We start from the raw sequence: 1,067 nt of genomic DNA on the forward strand, positions 1-1,067 counted from the left end.
CAACCATGGCCTGACAGACCGTGGCACGTTGCAACAAATGTAGGAGCGAGCTTGCTCGCGATGCGCCGCGCGGGCGGCGCTCGATCTCATGACCACCACAAAAGTCGTGGCGAGCAGTCATTGCCTCATCCCACCACGGCGCAACCACCACAAGCTCAATGCCTTGGCTAACTCTGAAGCCACTAACAGGCAAGCCCACACCCAGTTACTCAGGCCAGCAATCAAAGTCGGTACCATCAACAAAATGGATACGGACGGAACAATAAATAACGCTCGAAATGGAATTTGCACGGCTGCAAAGTAGATAGCTGACCTGCCCCCCCTGTAAAACAGCACACAGCTAACAACCACAGAAAGCTGTATGGCAAGGCCGAGCCATATCATCACCTCTAGACCACCTCCCCAATTCCTCATGTTGGTGAGCGCGTCATCCAGGTCGGTCCAAAGCGGTATCGCACCTCGGCGCAGGCTGCTAAACAACACAAAGCAAATATAGAAAGCATCCATGGCACTCCAGAACAACAGCGCCGAACGCCTTGCATTCAATACCGGCATTTCCGAAATCATCCTTTCTTAAATTCGTAGACCTCATTGGCCAGCACCGGACGCCAGTGCCAAGACGCACCGGAAATGTCCCAGTGATCGTCAGCCTCCACATAATGCTGCTGGGTCTTTGGTTCCGTTCCGTATTGATTAACTGCGGAAGCCAAGAGCTCTCTCAACCCGCAAAGGTCGCACCTGCCTTGAAGGTTGTCGAAAACATAAGAAGTGGCAAAGAATGGATCTTCAACTCTATCCAACTCCTCCTTCCAAATACCGCTCCAGCGAGACAGCCTTTCCATAGCGCTACTCCATAGTAAAAGAGCAATGTCTAACCAAAACGGATGACTAACGCACTATCGAAACCTCCTATTTGGAAGTAGGAAATTTCCTTTTTCATCTTTGAAATCTCAGGCTCAGGCAGACCATTTGTTGCAACGTGCCTATGCCTGATAGGCCATGGTTGCCTGCCTTGTGGGTACGACGCGATTCTTCGGCGGACGCCAAAAGGCGGACAACCATGGCCT

2 protein-coding genes are annotated in these 1,067 nt (G+C 51.7%); both read right to left on the reverse strand.

All coding sequences use genetic code 11. The features are described 5' to 3' along the window. Positions 1–117: 117 nt before the first annotated feature. Complete coding sequence (locus tag PMI38_RS13620) at positions 118–555, reverse strand: hypothetical protein (RefSeq protein WP_043273621.1); 438 nt, start codon at positions 553–555, stop codon at positions 118–120. A gap of 8 nt (positions 556–563) precedes the next feature. After that, positions 564–842, reverse strand: a complete 279-nt coding sequence (locus PMI38_RS13625; protein ID WP_008094889.1) for a hypothetical protein — start codon at positions 840–842, stop codon at positions 564–566. Positions 843–1,067: the final 225 nt, after the last annotated feature.

It is taken from the genome of Pseudomonas sp. GM84 (assembly GCF_000282535.1).
Taxonomy (GTDB): domain Bacteria; phylum Pseudomonadota; class Gammaproteobacteria; order Pseudomonadales; family Pseudomonadaceae; genus Aquipseudomonas.

Excerpts from the sequence above, each read along its gene's own strand:
- PMI38_RS13625 (WP_008094889.1), bottom strand. The coding sequence starts at position 842 with ATGGAAAGGCTGTCTCGCTGGAGCGGTATTTGGAAGGAGGAGTTGGAT.
- PMI38_RS13620 (WP_043273621.1), bottom strand. The coding sequence starts at position 555 with ATGCCGGTATTGAATGCAAGGCGTTCGGCGCTGTTGTTCTGGAGTGCC.